Source organism: Amycolatopsis melonis (assembly GCF_040064235.1).
Taxonomy (GTDB): Bacteria; Actinomycetota; Actinomycetes; order Mycobacteriales; family Pseudonocardiaceae; genus Amycolatopsis; species Amycolatopsis melonis.
Genome location: NZ_JBDZYD010000007.1, coordinates 452,743 through 474,590, shown reverse-complemented (window position 1 = coordinate 474,590; position 21,848 = coordinate 452,743). Strand labels below are relative to the sequence as shown.

24 protein-coding genes and 1 pseudogene are annotated in these 21,848 nt (G+C 72.3%); 14 read left to right on the top strand and 11 right to left on the bottom strand.

The features are described 5' to 3' along the window. Positions 1–268: 268 nt before the first annotated feature. Positions 269–1,723 carry a MocR-like transcription factor YczR gene (gene yczR, locus ABJI51_RS21685; RefSeq protein WP_348953033.1) on the bottom strand — a complete coding sequence of 485 codons (1,455 nt, stop codon included), beginning with the start codon at positions 1,721–1,723 and terminating at the stop codon, positions 269–271. A 61-nt stretch (positions 1,724–1,784) separates the two neighbouring features. Here yczR and yczE point away from each other — a divergent pair, with 61 nt between their 5' ends. Next, the gene (yczE, locus tag ABJI51_RS21680; RefSeq protein WP_348953032.1) at positions 1,785–2,411 is read left to right on the top strand and encodes a membrane protein YczE; all 627 of its coding nucleotides are present in this window, start codon (positions 1,785–1,787) and stop codon (positions 2,409–2,411) included. On the opposite strand, the gene ABJI51_RS21675 is transcribed toward yczE, so the two are convergent. Both ABJI51_RS21675 and ABJI51_RS21670 read right to left on the bottom strand, forming a co-directional pair. Beyond that, entirely contained in the window at positions 2,408–2,935 is a 528-nt protein-coding gene (locus tag ABJI51_RS21675) for a Clp protease N-terminal domain-containing protein (protein ID WP_348953031.1), read from the bottom strand. The two genes, yczE and ABJI51_RS21675, sit on opposite strands and share 4 nt — an antisense overlap. Next, positions 2,935–3,144, bottom strand: a complete 210-nt coding sequence (locus ABJI51_RS21670) for a sigma factor-like helix-turn-helix DNA-binding protein (protein ID WP_004559389.1) — start codon at positions 3,142–3,144, stop codon at positions 2,935–2,937. Before ABJI51_RS21670 ends, ABJI51_RS21675 begins: the two co-directional genes overlap by 1 nt. Positions 3,145–3,209: 65 nt before the next feature. Here ABJI51_RS21670 and ABJI51_RS21665 point away from each other — a divergent pair, with 65 nt between their 5' ends. Next, positions 3,210–3,977 carry a hypothetical protein gene (locus ABJI51_RS21665; protein WP_348953030.1) on the top strand — a complete coding sequence of 256 codons (768 nt, stop codon included), beginning with the start codon at positions 3,210–3,212 and terminating at the stop codon, positions 3,975–3,977. Positions 3,978–4,031: 54 nt separating this feature from the next. Further along, positions 4,032–4,598 (top strand): annotated as a pseudogene (locus tag ABJI51_RS21660) (DUF998 domain-containing protein); the annotation flags it as partial. Between the two features lie 78 nt (positions 4,599–4,676). On the opposite strand, the gene ABJI51_RS21655 reads toward ABJI51_RS21660, so the two are convergent. Next, positions 4,677–5,705 (bottom strand): D-cysteine desulfhydrase family protein, encoded by a 1,029-nt coding sequence (locus ABJI51_RS21655; protein WP_348953029.1) that lies wholly within the window; start codon positions 5,703–5,705, stop codon positions 4,677–4,679. A 101-nt stretch (positions 5,706–5,806) separates the two neighbouring features. Between ABJI51_RS21655 and ABJI51_RS21650 the strand changes: the two genes are divergently transcribed. From ABJI51_RS21650 to ABJI51_RS21640, 3 genes are read left to right on the top strand one after another with little or no spacing between them, the layout of a single operon-like run. Next, the gene (locus ABJI51_RS21650) at positions 5,807–7,183 is read left to right on the top strand and encodes an amidase (protein WP_348953028.1); all 1,377 of its coding nucleotides are present in this window, start codon (positions 5,807–5,809) and stop codon (positions 7,181–7,183) included. Further along, a complete protein-coding gene (locus tag ABJI51_RS21645) occupies positions 7,150–7,725 on the top strand; it encodes a TetR/AcrR family transcriptional regulator (RefSeq protein WP_348953027.1) in 576 nt (191 codons plus the stop codon). The genes ABJI51_RS21650 and ABJI51_RS21645 overlap by 34 nt, the downstream gene beginning before the upstream one ends. Next, positions 7,725–8,579, top strand: coding sequence for an oxygenase MpaB family protein (locus tag ABJI51_RS21640; RefSeq protein WP_348953026.1), 855 nt, complete (start codon positions 7,725–7,727; stop codon positions 8,577–8,579). The genes ABJI51_RS21645 and ABJI51_RS21640 overlap by 1 nt, the downstream gene beginning before the upstream one ends. Before the next feature lie 92 nt (positions 8,580–8,671). Here the strand turns inward: ABJI51_RS21640 and ABJI51_RS21635 are convergent, their stop codons facing one another. Continuing rightward, positions 8,672–9,223 (bottom strand): CGNR zinc finger domain-containing protein, encoded by a 552-nt coding sequence (locus tag ABJI51_RS21635; protein WP_348953025.1) that lies wholly within the window; start codon positions 9,221–9,223, stop codon positions 8,672–8,674. A gap of 53 nt (positions 9,224–9,276) precedes the next feature. On the opposite strand from ABJI51_RS21635, the gene ABJI51_RS21630 reads away from it, so the two are divergent. From ABJI51_RS21630 to ABJI51_RS21610, 5 genes are all read left to right on the top strand, one after another. Further along, a complete protein-coding gene (locus tag ABJI51_RS21630) occupies positions 9,277–10,131 on the top strand; it encodes an alpha/beta fold hydrolase (RefSeq protein ID WP_348953024.1) in 855 nt (284 codons plus the stop codon). A 95-nt stretch (positions 10,132–10,226) separates the two neighbouring features. Continuing rightward, positions 10,227–11,624, top strand: coding sequence for a DUF8832 domain-containing protein (locus ABJI51_RS21625; protein WP_348953023.1), 1,398 nt, complete (start codon positions 10,227–10,229; stop codon positions 11,622–11,624). Further along, entirely contained in the window at positions 11,621–12,013 is a 393-nt protein-coding gene (locus ABJI51_RS21620; protein ID WP_348953021.1) for a FixH family protein, read from the top strand. The genes ABJI51_RS21625 and ABJI51_RS21620 overlap by 4 nt, the downstream gene beginning before the upstream one ends. Positions 12,014–12,023: 10 nt before the next feature. Beyond that, a complete protein-coding gene (locus ABJI51_RS21615; protein WP_348953019.1) occupies positions 12,024–13,166 on the top strand; it encodes a hypothetical protein in 1,143 nt (380 codons plus the stop codon). Between the two features lie 67 nt (positions 13,167–13,233). Next, a complete protein-coding gene (locus ABJI51_RS21610; RefSeq protein ID WP_348953017.1) occupies positions 13,234–13,767 on the top strand; it encodes a hypothetical protein in 534 nt (177 codons plus the stop codon). A 127-nt stretch (positions 13,768–13,894) separates the two neighbouring features. Here ABJI51_RS21610 and ABJI51_RS21605 read toward each other — a convergent pair whose 3' ends face one another. Beyond that, on the bottom strand, positions 13,895–14,149 hold the full coding sequence (locus ABJI51_RS21605; protein ID WP_348953015.1) for a DUF397 domain-containing protein: 255 nt from the start codon (positions 14,147–14,149) through the stop codon (positions 13,895–13,897). 482 nt (positions 14,150–14,631) lie between these two features. Here ABJI51_RS21605 and ABJI51_RS21600 point away from each other — a divergent pair, with 482 nt between their 5' ends. Further along, positions 14,632–14,886 (top strand): hypothetical protein, encoded by a 255-nt coding sequence (locus ABJI51_RS21600; protein WP_348953013.1) that lies wholly within the window; start codon positions 14,632–14,634, stop codon positions 14,884–14,886. A 64-nt stretch (positions 14,887–14,950) separates the two neighbouring features. On the opposite strand, the gene ABJI51_RS21595 is transcribed toward ABJI51_RS21600, so the two are convergent. The 4 genes from ABJI51_RS21595 to ABJI51_RS21580 all read right to left on the bottom strand — a co-directional run bounded on the left by ABJI51_RS21595 (position 14,951) and on the right by ABJI51_RS21580 (position 18,235). After that, positions 14,951–15,556 (bottom strand): class I SAM-dependent methyltransferase, encoded by a 606-nt coding sequence (locus ABJI51_RS21595; RefSeq protein ID WP_348953011.1) that lies wholly within the window; start codon positions 15,554–15,556, stop codon positions 14,951–14,953. Further along, the gene (locus ABJI51_RS21590; RefSeq protein WP_348953009.1) at positions 15,553–16,401 is read right to left on the bottom strand and encodes an SAM-dependent methyltransferase; all 849 of its coding nucleotides are present in this window, start codon (positions 16,399–16,401) and stop codon (positions 15,553–15,555) included. Before ABJI51_RS21590 ends, ABJI51_RS21595 begins: the two co-directional genes overlap by 4 nt. Then, complete coding sequence (locus tag ABJI51_RS21585) at positions 16,398–17,228, bottom strand: SAM-dependent methyltransferase (protein WP_348953007.1); 831 nt, start codon at positions 17,226–17,228, stop codon at positions 16,398–16,400. The genes ABJI51_RS21590 and ABJI51_RS21585 overlap by 4 nt, the downstream gene beginning before the upstream one ends. Positions 17,229–17,371: 143 nt before the next feature. Beyond that, positions 17,372–18,235, bottom strand: a complete 864-nt coding sequence (locus tag ABJI51_RS21580; RefSeq protein ID WP_348953006.1) for a helix-turn-helix domain-containing protein — start codon at positions 18,233–18,235, stop codon at positions 17,372–17,374. Between the two features lie 235 nt (positions 18,236–18,470). Here ABJI51_RS21580 and ABJI51_RS21575 point away from each other — a divergent pair, with 235 nt between their 5' ends. Together ABJI51_RS21575 and gndA are read left to right on the top strand one after the other, a co-directional pair. After that, positions 18,471–19,391 carry an MBL fold metallo-hydrolase gene (locus tag ABJI51_RS21575; protein WP_348953005.1) on the top strand — a complete coding sequence of 307 codons (921 nt, stop codon included), beginning with the start codon at positions 18,471–18,473 and terminating at the stop codon, positions 19,389–19,391. 85 nt (positions 19,392–19,476) lie between these two features. Continuing rightward, a complete protein-coding gene (gndA, locus tag ABJI51_RS21570) occupies positions 19,477–20,916 on the top strand; it encodes an NADP-dependent phosphogluconate dehydrogenase (RefSeq protein WP_348953004.1) in 1,440 nt (479 codons plus the stop codon). 147 nt (positions 20,917–21,063) lie between these two features. Here the strand turns inward: gndA and ABJI51_RS21565 are convergent, their stop codons facing one another. After that, positions 21,064–21,801: a Clp protease N-terminal domain-containing protein gene (locus tag ABJI51_RS21565; RefSeq protein WP_348953002.1), complete on the bottom strand. Its 738-nt coding sequence runs from the start codon at positions 21,799–21,801 to the stop codon at positions 21,064–21,066. Positions 21,802–21,848: the final 47 nt, after the last annotated feature.

Here is a 21,848-nt window from a genome sequence, read left to right as displayed (position 1 = left end):
CCCGCGACGCCGGGACCCACACCGGGTGTGCTCCGGGAGCCCTTGCTCACCGCGCCGAGCGAGGACTCGCAGTACCGAGAGCGCACCTGAGCCGACGGCTTCCCGGCACGTCGAGGGGCTGTGCCGGGAAGCCGCGGCACCCGCAAGCGGAGTCACGTACCGCAGGCGGGGGTGTGGCACACCGAACCGGTGCGCTGGATGCTCAAGAACGCCGCCCATCCCTGGGAGCAGGCTCGCATCCAGCGCACCGGTTCGTTTTCGGGCAGGTTCAGGCAATGGGCGCGCTCAGCGACTCCGGCGTCCCGCGCACCGACGCCGCCGCCGCGCTCAGGCGGCGGACCGCTTCGTGGATCTGCTCGGGCGGCAGCGCGTACGGCAGCCGGATCCAGCGCTCCATGCCGCCGTGGACGCCGAAACGGGAGCCCGGCGCCACCTGGACCCCGTGGCCCGCGGCCGCCACCGCCAGCCGGGAACTCATCGGCTCCGGCATCCGGCACCACAACGACAAGCCGCCCTTCGGCAGCGTGAACGTCCAGTCCGGCAGGTGCCACTGCACCGCGCCCGCCAGCGCGTCGCGGTAGCCGCGCAGGTCCTCGCGGCGGCGGGCCAGCGCCGCCCAGCCGTCGTCGCCGAGCAGCTCGGTGAACACGAGCTGCTCGAACACCGGCGTCCCCAGGTCCACGGCGTAGCGCGCGGAAACCAGACGGCCGAGCAGGTCCTCCGACGCGCGGATCCAGCCGATCCGCAGGCCGCCCCAGTGCGTCTTCGACGCCGAGCCGACGCAGATCGCCAGTCCGCCGCCGAACGCGGCCAGCGGCGGCGGCCCGTCGAGCGGGTCGCCTTCCAGGTCCAGCTCGGCCAGCGTCTCGTCGACGACGACCGGGGTGCGGGCACGGGCGAGCACCGCGCCGAGCCGTTCGCGGCCTTCGGTGTCCAGGCGCAGCCCGGTCGGGTTCTGGAAGTCGACGACGAGGTAGGCGAACCGCGGCGACGCCTGGCGCAGCGCCGCGTCGATGCCCGCGATGTCCCAGCCGCGCCCGCCTGCCGGGTCGAGCGCCACCGGCACCGGGATCGCGTGCGCGGCGCGGATCGCCTCCAGGGCGTTCGGGTACGTCGGCTGCTCGACCAGCACGCGGTCGCCGGGGCCCGCGAGCATCCGCAGGACCAGCACGAACGCGTGGTGCGCGCCGTTGGTGACCATGATCTCCGCGGGCGTGGTCGGCAGCCCGCGTTCGGTGTAGCGCCGCGCGATCCGCTCCCGCAGCGCGAGCAGGCCGCGTTCCTGGTAGCCGTGGTCGGCGAGGTGGCCGGCGAGCCCGGCACGGGCCGCGTCGAAGGCGGCGATCATGCCGGGTGGGGCCGGTGACGACGCGTGCGTGAAGTCGATCAGCTCGCGGCTCGCCGGGCCGAGCGGGTCCCGGCGGCGACGGCCGGGCGCGGCGATCCACGACCCGGAACCGCGGCGGCTCGCGACGAACCCGCTCTCCCGCAGCCGGTCCAGCGCGGCGCCGATGAGCGTCCGGCTCGCGCCGAGCGCGTCGGCCAGTTCGCGCTCGGAAGGCAGCCGGGTGCCGAGCGGGAGCTGGCCGTCCAGCACCTGCAGCTCGATGGCCGCGGCCAGGTCGGCCGCGCCCTGCCGGGAGCCACCTCGCCGCCACGAGCCCAGCATAACGGCCAATCGTGGCCCGGAGATGCGTCCACCCAGCGGGATCGGGGATTCCATCAGGCCAATATCCCGCAATTGGCTATGGTTTACCAGTCCAGTTCCGACGGATAGTGCCCGTGTGGCTCAGATCGATCTCCGGCCCGTCCGGATCTCCCGCGACCCCGCCCGGCGCAGTGTCCAGCTCCTGTCCGGCCTCGCTCTCTACGGCGCCAGCGTCGCCCTGCTCACCCGGGCGCGCCTGGGCCTCGAACCCTGGGGTGTGCTGGCCGAAGGCGTCATGAAGCACACCGGACTCAGCTTCGGCACGGTCACCGGCCTCATCTCCGTCGCGGTGCTCCTGCTGTGGATTCCGCTGCGGCAGCGGCCCGGGATCGGCACCGTGGCGAACGTCCTGGTCATCTCGGTGACCGTCGACCTCGTCCGCGCGGTCGTCCCGGACCAGCACGACCTCGCCTGGCAGATCGCCTTCCTCGCCGGCGGAGTGCTGCTGAACGGCGTCGCGACGGCGACGTACGTCGGGGCCCGGCTGGGCCCGGGCGCCCGCGACGGCCTGATGACCGGGCTCGCGGCCCGCACCGGCCGGTCGGTCCGGCTGGTGCGCACCGGCATCGAGGTCACCGTGGTCGTCGCGGGATTCGCCCTCGGCGGCACCGTCGGATTCGGCACGGTGCTCTACGCCCTCGCGATCGGCCCGCTCACCCAGGCCCTGCTCCCGCTGACCACCTGGCGCGACACAGACCGCTAACCCGCCTTCCGCTGCTGCACAGCCCGGCGCAGCGTCAGGTAGTCGGCGCCGCGCCTGGCAAGGACGTCGTCGGTGCCGCTCTGCTGGGCCAGTGCCAGCAGGATGTGCTCCTGCCCCAGGTGCTTGTCGCCCATGCGGGCGGCTTCCTTCAGGCTCAGCTCCAGCGTCTTCTTCGCCGGCGCGGTGAACGGGATGTGCCCGCGCCTGGTCCGGCCGAGCCGTCCGGCGAGGGCGCCCTCGCCGTGGGTCTGCTCGACGCGTTCGACGATCTGCTCGACGTCGATGCCGAACTCGGTGAGAGCTTCGGCGTCGGCGTCGCTGACCCCGCCGCGGCGGCGCGTCCGTGCCAGCTCGGCGGCGATGTCGTCGCTCGAGACGCCCAGGTCGGCCAGCAGCCCGACGCCGGTCTTGACCAGCCCGGCCAGCAGGTGGGCGGGCCCGATCTCCGGTGAGCCGGACTCGCGCGCCACGATCTGGGCTTCGACGACGGCCATCCGCGCGTCGGCCGTGAATCGCTCGAACATCAGTGCCTCCCGTACTTCTTGTGCACGGCCTGCCGGCTGACCCCCAGCTCGGCGGCGATTTCCTGCCACGACCACCCGTGCACCCGCGCACTGCGGACCTGCACGGCCTCCAGTTGTTCCAGCAGCCGCCGGAGCGCGGCGACCGCACGCAGTCCCACCCGGGGATCGCGGTCGCCGGCCCGGGCGGCCAGGTCTGTCGCTTCCGTCATGAGTGTCAACCTACGTTGACATCGGGGCGATGTCAACCTGAGTTGACACGACGTACAGTCGGGTGATGCCCGAGATCGCGATCGCCGAACGGGCCGGGGTGGGCGCCGACGGCCACCCACGCCCCACCGAGGACCACGTCGTCGTGCTGGACAACGCGGTGCTGGTCCTCGACGGCGCCACTTCGTCGGATCCCGCGCTGCCCCCGGGCGGCTGGTACGCCGAACGCCTGGCCCGGCGCCTCGCCGACGACCTCCGCGCGGCACCCGAAGCCGACCTGGCCGAGGCCCTGACCGGGGCGATCGCCGAGGTCACGGCCCGGAACGACCTGCAGCCGCAGCAGTCGCCGTCGAGCACGGTCGCGGCCGTGCGATGGCTCGACGACCGTGTCGACGCGCTCGTGCTGGCCGACAGCCCGGTCGTCGGCTTCGGCCGCTTCGGCGTCGACGTCGTCTCGGACGACCGGCTCGCCCGGCTGCGGCGGCGCGGGCTGCTCCAGACCGGCGCCGACGTCCGGCGCCGTCGCAACGCCCACGACGGATTCTGGGTCGCCGAAGCCGACCCTGGCGCCGCCGCGCACGCAGTCCGGCGCAGCTGGCCGCGGGCCGAGGTCGACGCGGTGCTGCTGGCCAGCGACGGCGTCTCCATCGGCGTCGACCAGTACGGGCTGTTCGGCTGGCCGGAGGTGCTGGCGATCGCCCGCGCCGACGGGCCGGACGCGGTACTGGACGCCGTCCGCACGGCGGAGAAGCAGGACCCGGACGGCGAGCGCTGGCCGCGGCCGAAGCGGCACGACGACCAGGCCCTGGTCCTCGCCGACTTCGCCTCCGGGTGATTTTCAGGGTCTTCCCTGATCACGGCCGTGCGGTTCTCCGGAAGCCTGGAGAGCATGGGGACGGAAGCGGGGAAACGCACGAGACCGTGGCGGCTCGTCGCGCTGGGCGCGATCGGCTGGGGGCTGTTCACCGCCGTGGTGCTGCACGTGGTCAGCTCGCACAACCCGGTGTACGACACGCTGTCGAGCTACACGGTGACCGACCGCGGCGAAGGGATGCTCGCCGCGAGCGTGCTCTCGCTGGCCATCGGCTCGCTGGCGGTGCTGGGTGCGTTGCACGCCGCCGGCGTGCCGCTGTCCCGGACGACCCGGCTGCTGCTCGCGCTGTGGGCGCTCGGGCTGGCCGCGGCCGCGATCTTCCCCGCGAGCTACCCGGCGGCGCCGGACCCGGTGAGCGGCGAAATCCACCTCTACGCCTGCCTGGTCGCGTTCTGCAGCCTGCCCGGCGCGGCGATCTCGCTGCTGGAGCCGCTGAAGGGCCGTCCTGAACGCGTCGCGCTGGTCCGCACGATCCGGCTCACCGCCGCGGCGTTCGCGTTGTTCGCCGTGAGCTTCGTCTTCGTGCGGCTGAGCGAGGCCGGGATCGAGCCGTTCCGCGCGATCTCCGACGCGTTCCCGATCGGCGTCATGCAGCGGCTGCTGCTGCTCGCCGACGTCGTCCTGCTGCTGACCCTGCTGTGGCTGGCGGCCCGGCTGGAGTCAGCCTTCGAAGGCGGCCGCCAGTTCGGGCGCGTAGCCGTACAGGCCGGGCATGCCGCCGGTGTGCAGGAACACCACGTGGTCGTCCGGGGCGAAGCGTCCCGCCCCTTCGATCAGCGCGGCGGCCACCTTGCCGGTGTAGACCGGATCGAGCACGACGCCTTCGGTGCTGCCGAAGAGGCGTAGCGCGGCCCAGACCGCGTCGGTCGGGATGCCGTAGCCGGGGCCGAGCGTGGAGTCGCCCATCCGGACGTGGTCGAACGACGGCGGTGCGACGCCGAGCAGCCCGGCCGCGCCTGCGGTGAGTTCGCGCAGGTTTTCGGTGGCCTCGTCGAGCGGGTGGCTGACACAGGCGATGCCGACGCCCAGGCCGCCGAGCAGCCCGGCGGCCAGCACCACCCCGGCCGCCGTGCCGCCGCTGGCGTGCGGGACGACCAGGTGGGCCCGCTCGATACCGCGGTCCGCGAGCTGTTTCGCCAGCTCGTGGGTGGCGCGCACGTACCCGAGGGCGCCGAGGGCGTTGGAGCCGCCGACCGGGATCGTGGCGACCTTCCGGCCGTCGGCGGCGGCTTCGGCGGCCAGGCGGTCGTAGGTGCGGCCGGTCTCCTCGGCGTCGGCGCAGACGTGGACGGTCGCGCCGAAGAGCTTGTCGAGCGTGATGTTGCCGGAGCGTTCGTACGCCTCGCCGGTGCGCGGGACCTTCGCGGTGAGCACGAGTTCGCAGCGCAGGCCGAGCTTCGCGCACGCGGCGGCGGTCTGGCGGCCGTGGTTGGTCTGGAGCGCACCGAAGGTGATCACGGTGTCCGCGCCCGCCTCCCGGGCGGCACCGAGGTGGTACTCCAGCTTGCGGAGCTTGTTGCCGCCCGCGCCGAGCGGGTGGACGTCGTCGCGCTTGAGCAGGAGGTTCGGCAGGCCGAGTGCTTCGCCGAGCCGGGGTGCCGCGTGCAGCGGGGTCGGCCAGCCGCCGAGGTCGGCCCGCGGGATCGCGGCGAGGGCGGCGTCGGGGAATCCGGCGAAGTCGAACGTCATCGGCCCTCCAGGCTCGGCATGGCCCCACCTTAAGGGAGTGGCCGGAGCCGCCGTCTTCCGGTAACGTTCGTTCGAACGAACGAGAACCTCCGGGGGCCGCCATGACCGCTACGCGCCTCGACTTCCCCGGCCTCGCCGCGCAGGCCGCCCAGCTCGCCGCGGGCGAGGTCACCGCCGTCGAGCTGGTCGCCGCCGCGCTCCGGCGTGCGCACACGAGCCAGCCCACGCTCAACGCCTTCCGCTGCCTGCGCGACGACGAGGCGCTCGCCGAAGCCGCCGACGCGGACCGGCGGCTGAAAGCCGGGGACCGTGCGCCGCTGCTCGGGGTGCCCGTCGCGATCAAGGACGACGTCGACCTCACCGGGCTGCCGACGGCCTTCGGCTGCTCCGGCGAGTTCCCGGCCGCCACGGCCGACGCGCCGGCCGTGGCGCTGCTGCGGCAGGCCGGTGCGGTGATCATCGGCAAGACGAACACCCCCGAGCTGGGGCAGTGGCCGTTCACCGAGGGCCCCGCCTTCGGCGCCACGCGCAATCCGTGGCACCCCGGCCACACCCCCGGGGGTTCTTCGGGCGGGAGCGCGGCCGCGGTGGCGTCGGGGGCCGTCGCGGCCGCGCTCGGGTCCGACGGCGCCGGCTCGGTGCGCATCCCCGCCGCGTGGACCGGGCTCGTCGGCATCAAGCCCCAGCGCGGCCGGATCCCGGACGGCGGCGAGCTGTTCCACGGCCTGACCGTGCTCGGCCCGCTGGCCCGCACGGTCGGTGACGCGGCCCTGCTGCTCGACGTCACCGCCGCCACCGGCCGCACGTTCCAGGCCGCCGCCACGCGCGAACCCGGGAAGCTGCGGATCGGGCTGTCGACGCGGATTCCGTTCACCGCCACCCGGACGCGGCTCGACCCGGTCGTCGAGCGGGCCGTGCGGCGGCTGGCGGAGTCGCTCGCCGGGCTGGGCCACGAGATCGTCGAAGCCGAACCGGACTACGGGCTGATCGGGCTGACGTTCCTGCCGCGTTCGCTCACCGGCGTCCGCGACTGGACGTTGCGGGTGCCCGACCGCGCCGGGCTCGACCCGCGCACGCGCAGCAACGCCGGGCACGGGCGGCTGCTGGCCGGGCCCGCACTGCGGCTCGCGCGGGCCCTCGAACCGGGGCTGCAACGGCGGATCGGCTCGGTGTTCGGCCGCGTCGACGTCCTGCTGACGCCGACCACCGCGACCCCGCCGCCGCCGGTCGGCGCGTTCGACGGGCTGTCCGGCTGGGCCACCGACCAGGCCATGATCGCCGCCTGCCCGTACGCTTGGCCGTGGAACGTGCTGGGCTGGCCGGGGATCAACGTGCCGGCCGGGCTGACGGACGACGGGCTGCCGCTCGGCGCGCAGCTGCTCGGCCCGTCGCACGCGGAAGAGCGGCTGATTTCCCTTGCCGCGCAACTGGAAGAGGTCGAACGTTGGCCGGATCGGCAGCCCGCGGCAAGCTGGTGAGCACCCGGGAAGCCATCCTGCGCGGCGCGCTGACGGTCGTCGGCGAACACGGCGTCGGCGGGTTGACGAACCGGCGGATCGTCGCCGCGGCGGGTGTCTCGCTCGGCACGCTCACCTACCACTTCCCGAGCCAGACGGCGTTGCTGCGCGAAGCGATGCTGCTGTTCGCCGAGGAGGAGACGGCGAAGCTCGGCGCGATCGCCGACGGCTACCGCGCGGACGGCCTGAGCGTCGAGCAGGCGGCGTCGGTGGTGGAGCACGTGATCGCGCAGCTGCCCTTCGGCACCGACGAGCTGGGCGCGCACGAGCTGTACCTCCAAGCCGCGCGGGACCCCGAGCTGCACGAAGCTTCTTCGCGCTGCTTCGCGGCGTACGACGAGCTGGCCGTGACGATCCTCGAAGCGCTGGGCGTGCCGGAGCCGCACCGGCTGGCGGGGCCGGTGGTCGCGCTGATCGCCGGGCTCCAGCTGCGCCGCCTCGCCACGGGCGAGACGGAAACGCCGGTGGCCGAGCCGTTGATGATGCTGCTGCGCGGAGCCTGATGGCCCCGCCGATCGTCCGCGGCACGGCGGCGTGGAAGTACTTCGGCGACTTCCGCGACGCGCTCCTGGCCGAGCAGGTGCTGGTGCTGCAGGTGGCGCACCCGGTCGTCGCGGCCGGGGTGCTCGAGCACTCGGACTACACCGCCGACCCGTGGACGCGGCTGATGCGGACGGTGGCGTCACTGTCGATCTACGTCTACGGCGGCCCCGCCGGCGCGCGTGTGGAGGCCGAGCGGTTGCGTGCCCTGCACCGGTCGTTCACCGGCGTGGCGGACGGACGCCGTTACAGCGCACTGGACCCGGCGGCGTACGCCTGGGTGCACGCGACACTGGTCAAGGCTCCGGTTGACGTGCAACGGTTTTTCGGCCGTCCACTGTCCACTTCGGAGCTTGCGGAGTACTACGCGCAGATGTGCGACGTCGGGCGGATGCTGGGCGTGCGCGAACGCGACCTGCCGCCGGACTGGGCGGCGTTCGAGCGGTACTACGACTCGATGGTGGCGGGCTTCACCGGAACCCCGGCGATCGAGCAGCTCTTCGAGACGATCCGGACGGCGCGCAAGCCTGTTCCGTTTCTGCCGGATTCGTGGCGGCAAGGACAGCTGTTCCTGATCCGGGCCACCCTGCCACCGGAGTTCCGGGAGCGAATCGGTCTACAGTGGACAGCCGAGGACCAGCGGCGCTTCGAGCGGTTCGCCCGACTGGTGCGGCTGGTCACGACGCCGATCCCGGCCGGGCTGCGGACGGGACCCATGCGGTGGCTCGGGAAGCTCAACGTGTGGTTCCGCGCGCACCCCCGCGCCTACCGGCTCCTGGTGCGCGGAAACGGCCCCGGTGCCACACCAAGCCTCTGAAGGCCACCTTCACAGCATCCAACGCCCTGATGGTGGCCTTCACAGCATCTAATGCCCTGATGGTGGCCTTCAGAGGCTTTGGCCAGGGTGACTCAGTCGCGGCTGAGCGTGCGGGCGTAGTGGGCGCGGGCCTTCGCCCGGTTGCCGCACCGCGCCATCGAGCACCACTGCCGGTTCCGTCGCGGCGAGGCGTCACAGAACCGCAGCCCGCAGTCGTCCGCGGCGCAGATCCGCACCGCCGCGTCGCTGGTCGCGAGGTCGATCGCGTCCGCCGCCAGTGCCGCGAACGCCGCCGCGACCGGGTCCTTCGGGGCCGGGACCTCGCGTCGCAGCACGCCGTCCGCCAGCACCAGGCGCGGCGGGGGTGCCGGGGCCGCCGCTGCCGCGTTGTTGACCAGCTCGACGTCCATTTCCGACGGCTCCCCGTGCGGGAGGAGCACCCGGTCGATCGCCTCCCGCAGCGCCTTCGCCGCGAGCACGTTGCCCGCCGTCACCGGCACCGGGCCCGTCGTGAAGCCCGCCAGGGACAGCCACTCGGCCAGCGCTTCCGGCCCGGTCAGCAGCTCGACGCCGTCCTCGTGCCGGTTGCGCATGGTGTTGACCAGGTCGAGGCACGGCCGTCCGCCGTCGAAGACCCACTCCATGCCCCCAGCCTAACCCTTGAAGAGAGTTAGAAGCAGCGCTACCGTCCAACCCCATGAACCGGTTAGAAAACACGGCGACGGTGAACGGCCTCCGCATGCACTACCTCCGCGCCGGGGACGGCCCGCCGCTGTTCCTGCTGCACGGCTGGCCGCAGACGTCGCACTGCTGGCGCAAGGTCCTCGCGCCGCTGGCCGAGACGCACACCGTGATCGCCCCCGACCTGCGTGGCTACGGCCGCACCGACAAGCCCAGGACCGGCTACGACAAGCGCACGATGGCCGCCGACGTCGCCGCGCTCGCCGAGCACCTCGGGTTCGCCCGCACCGCCGTCGTGGGGCACGACCGCGGCGGACGGGTCGCCCACCGGTGGGCCCTCGACCGTCCCGACCAGGTCGACCGCCTCGCCGTGCTCGACATCGCCCCGACCCGCGCGATGTGGCAGCGCCTCGACACCGGCATCGCCAAGGGGTACTGGCACTGGCTCTTCCACCTGCAGCCGGACCTGCCGGAACTCCTCGCAGGCCAGAACATCGCCGCCTACCTCGGCTACTTCTTCGAGCGCTGGACCTACCAGCGCCACGCCCTCGACGCCGACGCGCAGGCCGAGTACGTCCGCGCCTTCTCCCAGCCCGGGGCGCTCAGGGCCGGTTTCGACGACTACCGTGCCTCCTTCCCCGACGACGCCGGTCTCGACGACGCCGACTTCGCCGCCGGCAAGCGCGTCACCCAGCCGCTGCTGGCGTTGTGGGGCGCGAACGGCCTGCTCGGCACGCTGCCGACGCTGGAGATCTGGCAGGAGTACGCCGACGACGTCACCGGCGGCGCGCTCGCCGACTGCGGTCACTTCCTGCCCGAGGAACAGCCGGACGAAGTCGTCGCCCGCCTGCGGGAGTTCCTGCGTCCCTGACTCACCCGGGGCCGCCGGTCCCCCGCGCTGGGGACCGGAATTCCCTCGTCGCCGTGACGCCCGCCACCGGCCGCACCGGCTAGTTTCGGAGCACGATGGGGACAAAACCGAGAATGGCGTTGCTGGTGCTGCTGGCCGTGCTGGGGATCGCGGCCGGTGGCGGCACCGCGTACGCCGACGGCGCGCCGAGCGGCACCGACGTCCAGGTCGCGCAGACGCTCGGCGCGCGCGAGCTGACCGTGATCATCCGCCGGGTCGACACGACGCCGTCGCCGCTGCGGGTCGACGTCGTGACGCACCTGGGAACCGCGCCGGGCACGCTGCACCTGGCCGTCGCGGCCGACGGCGTCGTGACGTCGCGTGCCGATGTCGTGCTCGGCGCCGCGCCGGGTGTCTACGCGGGGAATCTGCAGGTCGGGAAGCCGGGGCCGTGGGAGCTTTCCCTGAGCGACGGCACCGGGCCTGCCGCGACGATCCCGTTCGTCGTGCCCGCGCGGGTCGTCCCGCCGTGGGAGAAGGCCACCTACGGCGGGTTCGTCGCCGCAGGCGTGTTCCTGCTGCTCGCGCTGGCCGTCGGCCTCCGCGCGAAGCGGACCGCCTTCGCCCTGGTCCCGGCGGGTGGCGCGATCGCCGCGATCGCCGTCGCGGTCACCGGCGCGCTGCTGTCGGCGAGCACTCCCCCGCTGCCCGCGCCGGGCAGCGTGCTGGATCCGACGTTCGACAACGTCACCGACCCGTACGCGAACGCGCCGTTGTCCACTGTGGACTACTCGCGGCCGCCGGTGAACATGACCGTCCAAGCGGTACGCGGCCAGGTGCGGCTCGGCCTCACCGACGGCGCCACCGGCCGTCCGGCCGACGACCTGCTCGTCCACGACAACGCCTTGGTGCACCTGGTGCTCGTCTCGCCGTCGGGACGGCTGAGCCACCTGCATCCGGTGCGCGTCGGCCCCGGCGACTACCGCGTCACCCTCGCCGATCCGGAAGCGGGCACGTACGCCGTCGCCGCGGAACTCGCCCGGCGCGGCGGCGGAGTGCAGCTCGTCCGGTCCAGTGTGGACCTCCAGGGCACCGCCGCGCCCGCGCCCGAACCGCCCGGCCCCGGACCGCGGACCGTCGACGGCACGCCGGTCGACCTCACGATCAGCCCGGGCACGCCGACGACGATCACCGCGCGGTTCCCCGCCCAGGACCTCCAGCCGTGGCTGGGCATGCTCGGCCACCTCATCATCGCCGGGCCGTTCACCGGGCCCGCCGGGGAAGGCGCCGCGAAGGCCCCCACCTGGGCACACGTCCACGCGATGATCCCGCCGGTCGCGGGACAGGCCGGCCGTCCCGACGAGACCGTCGCCGCGTACGGCCCGGACGTCAGCTTCACCTACACCTTCGCCGAGCCCGGCCGGTACCGGATCTGGCTGCAGGCCGAGCGCGGCTACCACGTGCTGACCGTCCCCGCCGTCGTGGACGTCCCGCCGGCCGGAGCCGGCCGATGAAACGCCCGACCGTGCTGATCGCCGTCGTCGCCCTGGTCGTCGCGGCCGGTGCCGCCTGGCTGCTCTGGGGCGGCGGCGACGCGAAACCCACCACGCAGCAAGCGGTTTCCGGGCCGTACACGGTCCAGTTCTCCGCGGACCGGCCGCGCATCGGCGGCAACACGTTCGCGCTGGCGGTGACCGGCCCCGCCCCCGAAGCCGTCACGGTCGCGCCGGTCATGGCGCAGATGGGACACGCGCTCGCGCCGGTGCCCGCCGGGCCGGACGGGCCCGGCCGCTTCCGGGCCACCGGCGTCGGGCTGCCGATGGCCGGGCAGTGGGAGATCACCGTCTCGCTGCGCGGTCCCGGCGGGCCCGCGCAGGTCGTCTTTCCGTTGCTGGTCAAATGAAGGAGGGGGAATGGATCTCACCGCATCCGGCGTGCGCACCACGTCGGTGACGAAACAGGCGAGCACGGGGCTGCTGCCGGCGAACGTCGTGCTCGGCGGGTCACTGCTCTCGCTGGTCGGGCTCACCTGGGACATCCAGTGGCACGACGACGTCGGGCCGGACACGTTCTTCACGCTGCCGCACCTGTTCCTGTACGCCGGGAGCGCGGTCGTCGGCCTGGCGAGCCTGGCCGTCGTGCTGCTGACGACGGCGGCGCGGCGCGCGGGACGGCCGGTCGACCCACGGGTCGGCGGGCGCGTGGTCAACGTGTTCGGCCGGACGTTCGCCGCGCCGCTCGGCTACCTCGTCTCCGGCGTCGGCGCGGCGACGTTCCTGCTGTACGGGCTGTGGGACCAGTGGTGGCACGGGCTCTACGGCTTCGACGCGGTCATCGACTCGCCGCCGCACATCGGGCTGCTGCTGTCGATCACGGTGTCGCTGATCGGCACCACCGCGGTGTTCGCCGCGGCCCGCGAGCACCGCTGGGGACGGCTCGGCACGCTGGCGTCGCTGACCGTGCTGCTGACCTTCGCGCCGGTGCTGGCGCTCGGGCTGCAGCAGGTGCCGGACGACTACGCCGACGCCGTCGCGATCGGGACGTCGATGGCGGCGGTGCTGCTGGTCGCGGTCGGCGCCGGGTTCCTCCGCCGCCCGGGCGGGGCGCTCGGCACGGCGGCGCTGGTCGCGGCCGTGCAGGCGGTGTTCTGGTGGTTCTCGCCGTGGGCGGCGACGGCCTACGCCGACCTGGTCGGCCTGCCGCTGCGGGACGCGATTTCCGGGGTGCCGGCCATGCCGTCGCTGGCACCGATGGCGCTGCTGCCGGTGGCCGGGCTGATGGAGCTGGTGTACCTCGCCGGACGCCGCCGCGGGTGGCGCGCGGGCCGGGTGTCGGTGGTCGCCGGCGGCATCGCCGGGCTGCTGCTCGGGCTAAGCCTGCCGGTGCAGCGTTTCCTGCTCTACACCGGCGCGCACCTGCCGCCGTCCTGGTACCTGGCGACGACCGCGGTGCTCAGCGCGGCGTTCGGGCTGCTCGGCGGGTTCGCCGGGTGGCGGTTCGGCGGGATGCTCTGCCTGCTGGCACCCGCGAAGAAGGGGGAAACCGCTGATGCGTAAGACGGTGTCGTTCGGGGCTCCGCCCCGGCCGGGGGCTCCGCCACCCGGAACCCCCGTACGACGGATTGTGCTTGCCCTGGCCGCTGTTGCCGGGCTGTTGTTCGCCACCGCGGCACCGGCGAATGCCTACGAGCCGGTGAACATCGTGCACACCGAGCGGGTGCAGGCCGGGCCGTACGGGCTGACCGTCGGGTTCAGCACCTGGCCGCTGAAGGCCATGCAGTCGCTGGACTTCACCTTCATCCCCGACGGCGGGATCGAGGGCAAGTCCGGGACGCTGTCGATGCTCGGCCCGGAGGGTGCGCAGCGGCGGCCCCAGCCGCTCGTGCGGCACCCGCGCAAACGCGAGGTGTGGGGCCTGGACGTCCGCTCGCTGCCGCGGCCGGGCGAGTGGACGCTCCGCTTCACCGTCAACGGCCCGGCCGGGTCCGGCACCGGCGAGCTGCGCGCGCTGCCGGTGCTGGAGCAGCCGGGGCCGCCGATGGGGGTGAGCTGGGCGATCAGCACGCTGCCGCTGATCGGGCTCGTGGTGCTGGTCGTGGTGGCCTGGCGCCGGACCCGCGGCCGGTTGCGAGGCGGGGAGCTTCCGGCAATCGGGTGAGATTCGCCTCACATCGGGGTGCCGGACGTACTCAGGGCGCCGCCAAGGCCTCCTTCACCGCATGAGGACGGGGAAGGGGGCCTTCGGCATCTCTGCCGGACGCATTCTCGGACGCGGGGGTGCAGGGTCAGGCGGGCAGGTCGAACTGCCCGGCCTTGACGGCGATCAGGAACGCTTCCCACTCGGCGGTGTCGAACACGAAGACAGGGCTGGTCGCGAGCTTGGTGTCCCGGACCCCGATCATCCCCTCGCGGCCCAGGTTGACCTCGACGCAGCTGCCGCCGTTGGGCTCACTGGCGAACGACTTCTCCCAGGCGGCCTCTTCGAACAGGGACACGGCCGTGTTCGGATCGTAATCCGCGAACGACGGATAATCCGCCATGGGTCGTACCTCCGAGGATCGATAAGGGGTGCCGCCGCGACCGGGTCGAAAGCACCCGCTCCCGGCTACTCAGTGTCTCAATGGCCCAGTGCGCAGGGCCAAGCGGGTGATCAACTAGCTCCGGCCTCGACATGAAGATTATTCCAGGAGTAGGATTAATCGCATCGGCCGGGGCGCTGGTGTCGGTGAACGACTCCCTGTGCGCGACAGGCGGTCGGAGATCCACGCCGAACAGCAGACGCCGCAGCAGTGACGTCGAGCAGCGCCGAAGCCGGACCCACCCAAGCCGCCGCGGAACCTCATGGGGGAGGAACAGCGTGATCGTCGAGGACAGTGCGCCACCGGGCACGCTGGTCGTGGGTGAGGCCCGCCGGGAACTCGAATGGCCGGCCCCCGGGGCTGGCATGCCGTGCGAACCCTGTCTCGGACTGACCGGCGGCGAAGCCGCCCGGCCACCGCGACGAGAGCTGGGGGTGTAGACGATGGCCGTCCGGTTGAACTCGCTGTTCCGCCGTGAGGACGAAGAGCACCGTGGCCGCCGCGGAATCGGCAACGAGCTGCGGAACCGCTTCGGTTTCAGCCTGATCCAGGCGCCCCTGCGCAAGACCACGACGTGGGCGGCCGACCAGGACCTGCCGGTGCGCCGGTACTCCGACGGGGTCCGGACCACCCGCCCGCTGGAGACGTCCATCGACCTGACTCCCCTGCTGCGCGGCCGCATCGGCTCGCGCGCCTGAAAGCCTGACTGCCGTACCACCACGCAGAGCCCCGGTTCCCCGCGGGAACCGGGGCTCTCGCATGTCACGGCTTCCGCAGGAACAGCCGTCCCTGACGGAGGGGACGCTCCCCCTCGACAGCTTCGCGGTACATCCGCCCCACCTCGGCCAATCCCGCGGCGGCACCCAGCGCAGCCAGCTCGTCCAGCGGCCACGCGTACGCCGTCGTGACCTTGTGGTCGAACGGCGTCACCGGATCTGTCCCGGACTCGAAGCAGCCGAGCAGCAGCACCCCGCCGGGCGCCAGCGTCCGGGCGAACTCGGCGAAGTAGCCAGGCAGTTCCGCCGGTGGCGCGTGGATGACCGAGTACCACGTCAGGATCCCGGCGAGGGACGCGTCGGGGAGGTCCAGCGCGGCCATCGAACCGACCTCGAACCGCAGCCCGGGCTCCGCCTCGCGGGCGAGCGCGATCATCGCCGGGGAGACGTCGACACCGAACGCGTCGAGGCCCAGCGAACGCAGGTGCGCGGTCAGGTGGCCCGGCCCGCAGCCCAGGTCGGCGACCGGGCCGCGGCCGCGCACCAGGTCCGCGAACGCCGTCCACGCCGCCCGGTCCAGCGGGTCGCCGTCCCAGATCGGGCGGACGAACTCCGCGTACAGCTCGGCGACCTCGTCGTAGGCGGCCGTCACGGTTTGCGGCCCAGGCCGCACAGGTGGCCGACGAACGCCGGGTCGTTCGCGAGCTTCTTCGTCGCCTTCGACTCCATCTCCTCCGGGTGCCACTCCGGGAGGAACACGATGCCCGGCTCGACCAGCTCCAGCCCGTCGAAGAACGCCGTGAACTCCGCCCGCGTGCGCAGGTGGATCGGGGTGCTCGACCGGTCGTACTGCTTCATGATCGACTCGCGGCTTTCGGAGTCGGCCATGTCCTCCAAGCCGTCGCTGGTCAGGTGCGAGGACAGGAAGTACGAGCCCGACGGGAGCAGCGACAGGTACTTGCGGATGGTCCCGGCCACCGGCTCGTCCCGGCCGAGGAAGTACAGGACGCCGACCATGATCAGGCCGATCGGGCGGTTCGGGTCGAGGACGCCGGTGTCGAGCGCGCGCTTCCAGATGTCGGCCGGGTCGCGCAGGTCGCCGTGCAGCACCGCGTGCCTGCCCGCGACGCCTTCGCGCTCCAGCAGGATCTGGGAGTGGGCCACCGCGACGGGCTCGTTGTCGACGTACACGCACCGCGCGTCCGGGTTGACCGACGCGGCGACCTCGTGGACGTTCCCGACGGTCGGGACGCCGGAGCCGAGGTCGAGGAACTGGTCGATGCCGTTGCGCGCCAGGTACCGGACGCCGCGGCCGAGGAAGTCGCGGCCGGCGCGGGCGACGGTCTTGATCATCGGGAACGTCTTGACGGCCTGCTCGCCGAACTGCCGGTCGATGGCCCAGTTCGCGGTTCCGCCGAGGAACCAGTCGTAGATGCGGGCCGCGTTCGGCCGTTCGAGGTCGACGCCTTCCGGCGCTTCGGGGTCCTGCGTCGTCATGTGATGGGTCCTCCAGGCTTGCGGCCGACACCGCCGACCACGCTCGCGAGGGGGACCGTGGCGGCGCCGGGCTCGGGGCGCCACTGTCCCACAGGCACGATTCCCGGCTCGACCACGTCGAAGTTACCGAAGAACGCGGCGATCTCGCCGAGGGATCGGGACACCGCAGGGGAACTGGCCCGCTCCGACAGCGCGACCAGCCGCCGGATCTGCGCCAGCTCTTCGCCTCCGACGCCGGACTCGGTCGCGTGCGAGAGCACGTAGGCCGAGCCGGGCGGCAGCAGCGTCCGGTAGTCGCGGACGGCTTCGCGGACGCCGGTGACGTCCGGCAGGAAGTGCAGCACGGCCACGGTCAGCAGGCAGATCGGCCGGTCGGGGTCGAGCACGCCGGTGGCCAGCGCCGCTTCCCAGACGTCACGGGCGTCGCGCAGGTCGGCGTGGAGCACGGCGTGCCGCGCGGGATCACCCGACTCGTCGAGCAGCATCCGCCCGTGCGCGACGGCGACGGGATCGTTGTCGACGTACACGCAGCGGGTGTCGTCGGCGTGGTCGTCGGCCACCTCGTGCACGTTGCCCGCCGTCGGGATGCCGGAGCCGAGGTCGAGGAACTGCGTGATGCCCTGGGCGAGGCAGTAGCGCACGGCCCGGCCGAGAAAGGCGCGGTTGCCGCGGGCCAGTGCCTTCACGAGCGGGAACGCCTGCACGGCCTGGTCGCCGAACTGCCGGTCGACGGCCCAGTTCGCGGTGCCGCCGAGGAACCAGTCGTAGATCCGCGCGACGTTCGGCCGGTCGAGATCGACGTCCTCGGGCAGGAAGCCGGGGTCCACGATGTCCCCTCCGGGGATTCGAGCACAACCCGGCCACTCTACCGAAGGTTGTCCGCTACCTGGGACAAACACTTCTTTCGGGGGTCCGGGTGGCGGAGCCCCCGGCCGGGGCGGAGCCCCGTATGTCACTGCCGCCGTTCGCCCTATTGGATCTGCTGCATCTGGGCGCGGTAACTCTCCGCCAGCTCCTTGAGGAACTGCCGGGTCTCCTGCCGCTCCAGCGCCGCCCCGCGCAGCCTGTCCCACGAGTCGACGAAGATGTTGAAGTCCTTGACGTCGTCGAGGTACAGCCCGCCCGCGGAGTGCTCGATGTAGACGAAGTCCCGGGTGCGGTCGGGGAACCGCATGATCGTGAAGTCGTTGGGCACCGCGGCCAGCCGCGCGCCGAACGGCAGGACGTGCACGTAGACCCGCTGGTACTTCTCCAGCGAGAGCAGGTGCTCGACCTGGTCGAGCATCACCGCGGGCGCGAACCCGCCGGGCGCCCGGCGCAGCGCGCCTTCGCTGATGATGAACCGGTAGTAGGGCGGCTGCTGCTGCTCGAACACGGCCTTGCGGTCGAGCCGGTTGCGCACCAGCGACGTCACGTCCGTGGCGCCTGCCTCGGTGAACTGCTTGAGCATGTAGTGCTCGGACTGCAGCGGGCCGGGGATGCGCTCGCCGTGCCAGGTGAGGATCTCCGCGGCCGCGGGTTCGAGGTCGGTGAAGGTGCGGAACCAGTGCGGCACCACCGAGCGGTAGCCCGACCAGTGGCCACGCTGCCCGGCGGCGGCGCGCGCGAGGTTCATCAGCGTGTCGGCTTCTTCGCCGTTGATCCCGAACGCGTTCAGCATCGATCGCACATCCCCGAGCTTCACCCCGACGGCACCGGACTCGATCTTGTTGACCTTGCCCTGGGTGCAGCCGAGGACCTCGGCGACCTGCTGCTGTGTCATCCGCGCCGCGGTGCGGGCATGCCGGAGCTCGTTTCCGAGCTGCTTCCGGCGCGAGGTGACGGTGCTGGCCATCGCCCTGCTCTCCCGGACCACTACCCAGCGACGACGGCCACCGGCCGCCGTCGCACGCGAACTATCGAACCCACCCAGGTTAGTGCTTCACCTTGCGGATCTCGATGATGACATCGGGCAGCGTTCCAGGAAACGCCGCAGATTGCCAGTCACCTGCGTTGTCACTCGCCTGGACCAGTGAAATTCCGAATTATTCCGCCAACCGGCGGAGCCGCAGCTCGGGCATAGTGGGGCGGTGCCCGACCGTTCGCCCGCCGCGGCTTCCGTAACTTTCCTCGCCGACCAGGTCCACGGCTACGTGCAGCCCGACGGCTCCTGGTACATCAACAACTGCGGGTTCGTCGATGCCGGCGACCACACCGTGCTGATCGACACCTGCTCGACCGAACGCCGCACGCGTGCGCTGCTCGCGGCCGTCGAAGCGACCACCGGCAGCCCGGTGACGACCCTGGTGAACACCCACCACCACGGGGACCACACCAACGGCAACTACCTGGTGACGGGCGCGGCCGTCGTCGGCCATCGCAAGACGCGCGAGCTGCTGGCCGCCGAGGGCATCCAGACCTACGAGGGCATCTTCGTCGGCAGCGACTGGGGCGAGCTGCGGTCGCGGCCGCCGGAGATCGTGTTCGACGACCGGCTGACGCTGTACGCCGGCGACGTCGAGATCCAGCTGATCCACCCGGGCCACGCGGCGCACACGACGAACGACGTGCTCGTCTGGCTGCCCGGGCCGCGGGTGCTCTACTCGGGCGACCTGGTGTTCCACGGCGGCAGCCCGTTCGCGCTGATGGGGTCGGTGGCCGGCTGGCGCCAGGCCTTGGACGTGATCCGGGAGCTGTCGCCGGAGGTGATCCTGCCCGGGCACGGCGGGCCGTGCGGACTCGACATCGTGGACAAAGTGGACCGATACCTGGCCTTCGTCCAGCAGACGGCCGAGCGCGGGAAGGCCGCCGGGCTGTCACCGCTGGAGCTGGCGAAGGAGACCGACCTCGGCGAGTTCGCGGAGCTGACCGAGCAGGAGCGCCTGGCAGGCAACCTGCACCGGGCGTACGCCGAGCTGGACGGCCTCGAGTGGGGCGGGACGCTCGACCTGGTGAAGCCGATCACCGACATGCTCGCGCTCAACGGCGGCCCGATCCGCTGCTTCTCGTGAACTGAGTGAGCCGTACCCGCGTGGCCTTCCTTAGTGGCTCGATCGGACTAGGGTCTGAATCGAGAGAGTCTTCGGAAGGATGCGGATGAGCAAGAAGGCGAGCATCGGGGTCACCGGCCTGGCGGTCATGGGCCGCAACCTGGCCCGCAACCTGGCCCGGCACGGCCACACGGTGGCCCTGCACAACCGGTCCGAGGAGCGGACCCGCGCGCTGGTGGAGCAGTTCGGCGACGAGGGCGACTTCATCCCGGCGTACTCCGCGCAGGAGTTCGTCGACGCGCTGGAGCGGCCCCGGCAGGTCGTGATCATGGTCAAGGCGGGCGCCCCGACGGACGCCGTCATCGAGGAGTTCGCGCCGCTGCTCGAAGAGGGCGACGTGATCATCGACGCGGGCAACGCGCACTTCGCCGACACGCGCCGCCGCGAGAAGGCGCTGCGCGAGCGTGGGCTGCACTTCGTCGGCAGCGGCGTCTCCGGCGGCGAGGAGGGCGCGCTGCACGGGCCGAGCATCATGCCCGGTGGCTCGAAGGAGTCCTACGAGTCGCTCGGCCCGCTGTTCGAGGACATCTCGGCCAAGGTCGACGGCGAGCCGTGCTGCACCCACATCGGCGCGGACGGCGCCGGCCACTTCGTCAAGATGGTGCACAACGGCATCGAGTACGCCGACATGCAGCTGATCGCGGAGTCGTTCGACCTGCTGCGGCACGCGGGTGGCTACTCCCCCTCCGAGATCGCCGACGTCTTCCGCACGTGGAACACCGGGCGGCTCGACTCCTACCTGATCGAGATCACCGCCGAGGTGCTGGCGCACGTCGACTCCTCGTCGGGCAAGCCGTTCGTCGACGTCGTCGAGGACGCGGCCGAGCAGAAGGGCACCGGCCGCTGGACCGTGCAGATCGGCCTCGACCTGGGTGTGCCGATCTCGGGCATCGCCGAAGCCGTCTTCGCGCGTTCGCTGTCCGGCTCGAAGTCGCTGCGTGCGGCGGCCCGCGGGCTCGGCGGTCCTTCGGCGGCGCCGCTGTCCGGTTCGGCGCTGGAGCGCTTCGCCGACGACGTCGAGCAGGCGCTGTACGCGTCGAAGGTGGTCGCGTACGCGCAGGGCTTCAACCAGATCCAGGCGGGCGCGACCGAGTACGGCTGGGACATCGACCTCGGCAAGGTCGCCTCGATCTGGCGTGGCGGCTGCATCATCCGCGCGAAGTTCCTCAACGACATCACCGCGGCCTACGCCGACGAGCCGGAACTGCCGACGCTGCTGACGTCGGGCGGCTTCCGCAAGGCGGTCGAGGACGCGCAGGACTCGTGGCGCTCGGTGATCTCCACGGCCGTCCGCCTCGGCATCCCGACGCCGGGCTTCTCGACGGCACTGGCGTACTACGACGGCCTCCGCGCCGACCGCCTCCCGGCGGCGCTGGTCCAGGGCCAGCGGGACTTCTTCGGCGCCCACACCTACCGCCGGGTGGACCGCGAAGGCTCGTTCCACACGGCCTGGGCCGCCGACGGCCGCCCGGAAACCTCCGCCTGAGGTTCCGTGAATGGCCCATTCACGGACTTGGGTTCCGTGAATGGGCCATTCACGGCTTTCGCCGCCCCGCACGGGAAGACCCCCTGGTTCTTCCCGGTCAGAGCAGGGTCACGAGGACGAACGCCAGGATGAGCAGCCCGAGCAGGGTCACTGGCCGCGGGCGGCGAGGATCTCCGCCAGCACCTCCAGGATCTTCGCCTCGGCCTTGTCCTTCTTGACGCCCAGGCCGTCGAGGACCTCGAAGCCGGTCCCTTCGCCCTGTTCCAGCAGGGCCAGGAGCAGATGCTCGGTCCCGATGTAGTTGTGGCCCAGCCGCAGGCCCTCGCGCATGGTCAGTTCGAGGGTCTTCTTCGCGGCCGCGGAGAACGGCACCGGGTTCGGCGCCGGATCGGCGGGCTCGGGCAGGCGGGCTTCGGCGGCTTCGCGGACGGCGTCGAGCTGGACGCCCTGTGCCAGGATCGCGCCCGCCGCCAGTGCCGCGGGCTCGGTCAGCAGGCCCAGCACGATGTGCACCGTGTCGATCTCCGGGCTGGCGTGCTCGACGGCCGCCTTCTGCGCCTCGACGATCACGTGCCGGGCCCGGTCGGTGTAGCGGCCGTAGAGCCGTTCGATGGTGCCTGCCGGGTCGCCGCCGGGGTCGACCTTCGGCACGAACCGCTTCTGCGCGGCCTGTTTCGTGACGCCCATGCTGGCGCCGATCTCGGTCCACGACGCCCCGGACCGCCGGGCCTGGTCGACGAAGTGGCCGATCAGGTGGTCGGCGACCTCGCCGAGGTGCTGACCCACGTAGACCGCGTCGGTCAGCTGGGCGAGGGCGTCCTTCTCGTTGTTGCTCTTGATGGCGTTGATGAGGTCGTCGAGCTTGATGTTGGTCGGGAGGGTCATGCCGTCAACTGTAGGTTGACGCCCGCGTGGACGTCAACCTTGAGTTG